Origin of the sequence: Streptomyces aurantiaciflavus, assembly GCF_049808595.1 — a bacterium.
Lineage (GTDB): Bacteria > Actinomycetota > Actinomycetes > Streptomycetales > Streptomycetaceae > Streptomyces.
Map to the genome: position 1 here is coordinate 67264 of NZ_JBNCAQ010000047.1, position 6000 is coordinate 73263.

5 protein-coding genes are annotated in these 6000 nt (G+C 74.6%); 4 read left to right on the forward strand and 1 reads right to left on the reverse strand.

The window, feature by feature from the left end; genetic code table 11:
* Nucleotides 1-185: 185 nt before the first annotated feature.
* On the reverse strand, nt 186-782 hold the full coding sequence (locus ACPT94_RS37830; protein ID WP_360336899.1) for a histidine phosphatase family protein: 597 nt from the start codon (nt 780-782) through the stop codon (nt 186-188).
* Nucleotides 783-992: 210 nt separating this feature from the next.
* Between ACPT94_RS37830 and ACPT94_RS37835 the strand changes: the two genes are divergently transcribed.
* From ACPT94_RS37835 to ACPT94_RS37850, 4 genes are all read left to right on the forward strand, one after another.
* A complete protein-coding gene (locus ACPT94_RS37835) occupies nt 993-1967 on the forward strand; it encodes a phosphatase PAP2 family protein (RefSeq protein ID WP_360336901.1) in 975 nt (324 codons plus the stop codon).
* On the forward strand, nt 1918-3093 hold the full coding sequence (locus tag ACPT94_RS37840; RefSeq protein ID WP_425247243.1) for a hypothetical protein: 1176 nt from the start codon (nt 1918-1920) through the stop codon (nt 3091-3093). Before ACPT94_RS37835 ends, ACPT94_RS37840 begins: the two co-directional genes overlap by 50 nt.
* Entirely contained in the window at nt 3084-4673 is a 1590-nt protein-coding gene (locus ACPT94_RS37845) for a hypothetical protein (protein WP_425247244.1), read from the forward strand. The genes ACPT94_RS37840 and ACPT94_RS37845 overlap by 10 nt, the downstream gene beginning before the upstream one ends.
* A partial coding sequence (locus ACPT94_RS37850) for an AAA domain-containing protein (protein WP_425247882.1) occupies nt 4670-6000 on the forward strand: 1331 nt, incomplete at its 3' end. The genes ACPT94_RS37845 and ACPT94_RS37850, both read left to right, overlap by 4 nt.

Below are 6000 nucleotides of genomic sequence, written 5' to 3' on the forward strand. Positions count from 1 at the left end.
GGCACCTCCCCGCAGGGCGGCTCCCGTCCCACAGGAACGGCGCCCGTCGAGACGGCACGCGTCGACGCCGCCCCGCCCTGGCCGCGGGCAGTCGTGCGACAGGGCGGCCGCGGTCCGCAGAAGCCGGCGCCCCGCGAGCGCGGGCGGACGGACGCACCCGCCTGCGGCAACCCGGCAAGGGTTCGTCAGCCCGCCAAGTGCCCCAGGTCGTTCCAGCTCTCGATCGCCGGCTCCCCGTAGGCCCAGCCCAGGACCGACAGCGACGTCGGGTTGAGCCGGATGCGTGCCGCGAAGTCCAGCGGCAGCCCCAGCCACCTCGCGCCGATCGACCGGAGGATGTGCCCGTGGGCGAAGACGAGGACGTCCCGGTCCTCGGCGCGTGCCCAGGCGACGACTTCGTCCGCGCGCGCGGTGACCTCGGCCAGGCTCTCGCCGCCGGGCACCCCGTCACGCCAGATGAGCCAGCCCGGCCGCCGGGCCTGGATGTCGACGGGGGTCAGGCCCTCGTACGCGCCGTAGTCCCACTCCATGAGCGTGTCCCACGTGGTGGCCCGCTCGCCGAAGCCGGCGATCTCGCACGTCTCACGCGCGCGTGCCAGCGGGCTGACGCGTATCTCGACGTCCGGGAGGCCGTCGAACGGCGCCCGGTGCAGCCGCTCGCCGAGCAGCTTGGCGCCGCGGCGGCCCTCCTCCAGCAGGGGCACGTCGGTCCTGCCGGTGTGCTTGCCGGACAGCGACCACTCCGTCTGTCCGTGGCGGGCCAGCAGGATGCGCGGTGCCATGGGGGACCTTTCCGGGGAAACCCTGGGGGAACCCAGGGACAAATCAGAGGCGGAACCCCTCCATCATCGCTCACCCTGAACAGGGGCAACCCGGCGGGCGATCTCAGCGTCTTTGAGGGCCGGGGGCGTTCGGAACGGGCGCGTACGCACGCCGTAAAGTGGCACCTCCGTGCCACCGCGCCGCAGCGACAAGAAGGGGGAGGCGATCGGATGCCGCAGACCGAGACACCGGGTACCGAGGCGGCGCCGACGAGCCGACTGCGCTGGTGGACCGAACTGCCGCTGATCCTTCTGGTGTACGCGTGCTACTCGGCGGGCCGGCTGCTCGCGCGCGGGGACGTCAGTACGGCCGTCGACCACGGTCTGGCGATCCTGCGGATCGAGAAGTTCCTGCACATCAACGCGGAGCACCCGCTGAACCGCCTCTTCCGGTCCGAGGCGTGGATCGGCGTCCCGGCGGACTTCTGGTACGCGTCGCTGCACTATGTGGTGACGCCGGTGATCCTGGTCTGGCTGTTCCGCTCGCGTGCCGTCCACTACCGGGCGGCCCGCACCTGGCTGATGACGTCGACCTTCATAGGCCTGATCGGCTTCACCCTGCTGCCCACCTGCCCGCCCCGGCTGCTGTCGGCGGAACACGGCTTCGTGGACACGATGGCCCAGTACAGCTCGTACGGCTGGTGGGGCGGCGAGGCCAGTGCGCCGCGGGGGATGGGCGGCATGACCAACCAGTACGCCGCCATGCCGAGTCTGCACGTGGGCTGGGCGCTGTGGTGCGGGGTGATGCTGTGGCGCCACGGCCGCACGCCCACGGCGAAGGTGGCGGCCGTCGTCTACCCCCTGGTGACGGTGATCGTCGTGATGGGCACCGCGAACCACTACTTCCTCGACGCGGCCGCGGGCGCGGCCGTGATGGGCGTGGGCCTGCTGCTGGCGCCGCTGGTCATGCGGCGGGCGGACGGGGTCCGCGCCTGGTTCGCGGCCCGCGGCCCGGTCGCCGCGGCGCGTGTCCCTCTGGCCTCGACGGCCTCCGGGGGCGCTGGCGCCCCGATTGTCAGTGGCGGATGCCAGACTTCCACGGGTGAGCGAATTCCACGGCAGCGCGAGTCACGGTTCGGGCCCGGAGCCGAGCCGGGTGCCTCCCCCTCGGACGCGGGGGACGGCGCTCCGGCAGCGGCTCGCTGACCTGCGCGGTCCCGACGTACCCGCCAAGGCGCTGGACGCCCGGGCCCTCGCGGCGCTCGCCGCGAACCCGGGCTGCCGACGGCGCGCGATCCTCGACGGCGCCGGGGTGGACAAGGCGGCGCTGGCGAGCGCGCTGGGCTCGCCCTCGGCCTTCGGGCAGTCGCAGTTCGCCCTGACGCGCGGCAACGCGTTCGAGGCGAAGGTGAAGGCGGACGGCGGCGCGGAGCTGCTGCGTCTGGTCCACGAGAGGCTGGACCCGCGCGCCGTACCGCCCGCCGGGGCGAGCGTCCCCGACCTGTCGGCGATCGGCCCCGAGGGCCGTACGGCGCGGACGGCGCTGGCGCTGCGCGAGGCCACCGAGGCCTCCGGCACCTGGACGGTGCTCGACCACCCGATGCTCGCGCTGGACGTCGCCGGCTCCCCCGCCTTCCTGGAGCCGGACGCGGTGGTGGTGCACCCGGACGGCAGCTGGACGGTCGTGGAGATCAAGTCGTTCCCGATGCTGGACGGCTCGGCGGACCCGGCGAAGGTCGGCGCGGCCGCCCGGCAGGCCGCGGTGTACGTGCTGGCGCTGGAGGAGGTCGCCGGCCGTCTCGGCACGGAACCGGAGGGGACCGAGGCGCCCCCGAGGTGGACCGCTCAGGAAAACGCCCCGGCCCCGCGTGTGCGCCACCGCGTGCTCCTGGTCTGCCCCAAGGACTTCTCCAACCTGCCCACCGCCTCCGCCGTGGACGTCCGCAAGCAGCGCGCGGTCACCAGCCGCCAGCTGGCCCGGCTCACCCGCATCCAGGACATCGCCGACGCCCTCCCGGAGGGCACGTGCTTCTCCCCCGAGCTGCCCGCCGAGCAGCTCACGGCGGCCGTCGAGTCGGTCTCGGCGGCGTACACGCCGGAGTGCCTGGCCGCGTGCGAGCTGGCCTTCCACTGCCGCGCCCGCTCCCGCGCGGCCGGCGCCGTCACCACCCTGGGCCGCCCGGTCCGCGCCGAGCTGGGCGGGCTGACGACGGTCGAGGACGTGCTGGCCGCCGCGCGCGGGGAGGCCGGGGACCCGGACGATCCGGCGGTCGCGGCCCTGCGCAGAGCGGCTCAGCTGCGGGGCGAGGCCCTGGGGGCGATGTGTCACTGATCGCCACCCTCGCCCGCCTCGAAGCCGTCACCACCGGCCGCGCCCAGCCCGCCGCCACCGTCCGGCACCGGCACCTGTCCGAACGGCCGCTGGTGTTCGTGCCGCTGACCACCGCCGGTGAGGCCGGCGCCCCGCTGGGCGCGCTGGTCGGCACCGACCGGGACACGCCCCGCCTGCTGGTCGTCCCGCAGCCGCGCGACCGCGACCTGAGGTTCGCGTTCCTGGCGGAGCTGGCCGACATCGTCCTGCCGTACATCGACTCCTACGCCGACGCCGTCGAGGCCGCCGAGCGCAACGAGACCGACCCGCAGACCGGCAAACGCGTCAAGGTCGAGGTCGAGCTGTGCGCCGACGCGCCCCAGCTGGTCGTCCCCAGCCGCGCGGGCGTCGACCTCGTCCGCCTGCTGGGCCGCTCGATGCGCTTTCGGCGTACGGCGGAGCAGGACCCGGAGACGCCGTATCCCGCGCCCCCGCGCGTGCCGTTGCTCGGGCGGTGGCTGACGCACTTCGGGGAGCGGGCCCGGGTGCCCGGGTCCTCGCTGCTGCTGGCGCTCACGGAGGTACTGGGCCGGCACTGGGCGACCGGGCAGTCCAGCCTGGAGGACCAGCACCTGGGGGCGCTGCTCGCCTGGATCGACCCGCCCGAGGGCAGCACGGGCGCCGAGGCCGCGCTCCAGGCCGAGCTCGCGCGCGACGACGAGGGCCAGCTGCTGTGCCCGCCGGCCGGTCCGGCGACCGACCCGGCGTTCGACAACAAGCTGCTCGCCCCGGCCATCGAGCGCTACGACCGTGCGCGCACCGCCCTGGCCGCCGCCGAGGACGGACTGCAGGCCGACGACCGGCTCGGCGAGCTGACCGCGGCCGAGCGGGAGATCCGCGAGCTGGTCCGCAGCCGGACGCTGCCCACCTGGCGGAGGGTGTGGGAGGGCATCGACCTGCTGCGGACGCTGCCCGAAGGGGCGCACGTCGAAGAGCGGTGGACGCGCGACCGCTGGTCGTTCACCGGTCACCGCGACCGGGTCGTGGCGGGCGAGCCGCCGCAGCCGCGCCGCGACGACGCGGTCACCGCCGCCAACAAGCTGGCCACGCGCGAGCGCGAGCAGGCCCGTCTGGAGGCGCAGGAGGCCCTCGACGACCCGCTGGTGATGGCGGGCCGGCGGCTGACCGGGGAGGCGTTCGCGGGCGAGGTCGTCGACGTCGTCATGGCGTACAGCGAGGGCAAACGGCCGAGTCCGCGCCCGCTGGTCACGGTCCGTACGGAGGACCGGCCGCATCTCGGGGAGCGGGCGAAGGTGTTCCGGTCGCTGGGCGGCAAGCCGCAGGCGGCGGAGTTCGTCGGTCAGGAGGACGAGGGCGTCCTGGTGCTGCGGATCGTCGACAAGATGGGCCGCGGCAAGGAGCCGGATGAGGGGTCGGTGCCCGAGAAGGGCGACCGGGTGTGCTTCACGCTCTTCGAGCACGAGCAGCGCGGCGGCGCGAAGCTGCCCGACCCGGAGGAGACACCGTGGACGCACGGCGGTCCGCCCGGCGAGCCGGTCCTGGAAGCCGCCGACCCCGTCACCGAGGAGGACTCCCTGTGACCACCGAGACCGTCTTCGACGCCGGTACCGCCGCCGCCCGCGCCACCGACGCGATCCTCCACGACACGCTGCACGGCGGCGCGCGCGGTGTGGTCGTCGACTCCCCTCCGGGCGCCGGCAAGTCCACGCTCGTCGTCCGCGCGGCACTGGAACTGGCGGACGCCGGGCGGCCGTTGATGGTGGTCGCGCAGACCAACGCCCAGGTCGACGATCTTGTCCTGCGCCTCGCCGAGAAGAGCCCCGAGCTGCCGGTGGGCCGTCTGCACAGCAGCGACACCGACGCCTACGACAAGGCGCTGGACGACCTGCCGAACGTACGGAAGTCGGCGAAGGCGGGAGACCTCACCGGTCTGCCCGTGGTGATCTCCACGGCGGCGAAGTGGGCGCATGTGAAGGTCGACGAGCCGTGGCGGCACGCGATCGTGGACGAGGCGTACCAGATGCGCTCGGACGGCCTGCTCGCGGTGGCCGGGCTGTTCGAGCGGGCGCTGTTCGTGGGCGACCCGGGGCAGCTGGACCCGTTCGCGATCGTGGGCAGTGAGCAGTGGGCGGGCCTGTCGTACGACCCGTCGGCCTCGGCGGTGACGACGCTGCTGGCGCACAACCCGGACCTGCCGCAGCACCGGCTGCCGGTGTCCTGGCGCCTCCCGGCGTCGGCGGCGCCCCTGGTCTCGGACGCCTTCTACCCGTACACCCCCTTCCGCAGCGGCACGGACCACGGCGACCGGCGTCTGGCCTTCGCCGTTCCCTCGGACGGCTCCGCGCCGGACCGGGTGATCGACGAGGCGGCGGAGTCCGGCTGGGGCCTGCTGGAGCTGCCCGCCCGGCACACGCCGCGCACGGACCCGGAGGCGGTACGGGCGGTCGCGACGGTCGTCCGCCGCCTGCTGGACCGAGGCGGCGCCGCCACCTCCGAACGCTCCCCCGCCCCCACCGCCCTGACCGCCGACCGGATCGCCGTCGGCACGGCACACCGCGACCAGGCGGCGGCCGTCCGCGCGGCGCTCGCCGAGCTGGGCGTCACGGACGTCACCGTGGACACGGCCAACCGGCTCCAGGGCCGGGAGTACGACGTCACGGTGATCCTCCACCCCCTCTCCGGCCGCCCCGACGCCACCGCCTTCCACCTGGAAACGGGCCGCCTCTGCGTCCTCGCGTCCCGCCACCGGCACGCGTGCATCGTGGTGTGCCGGGCGGGGGTGGGCGAACTCCTGGACGACTATCCGTCGACCGAGCCGGTACAGCTGGGAACGGTCGTGAAGTTCCCGGACGGCTGGGAGGCCAACCACGCCGTCCTGGCACACCTGACGAAACACCGGATCACCCA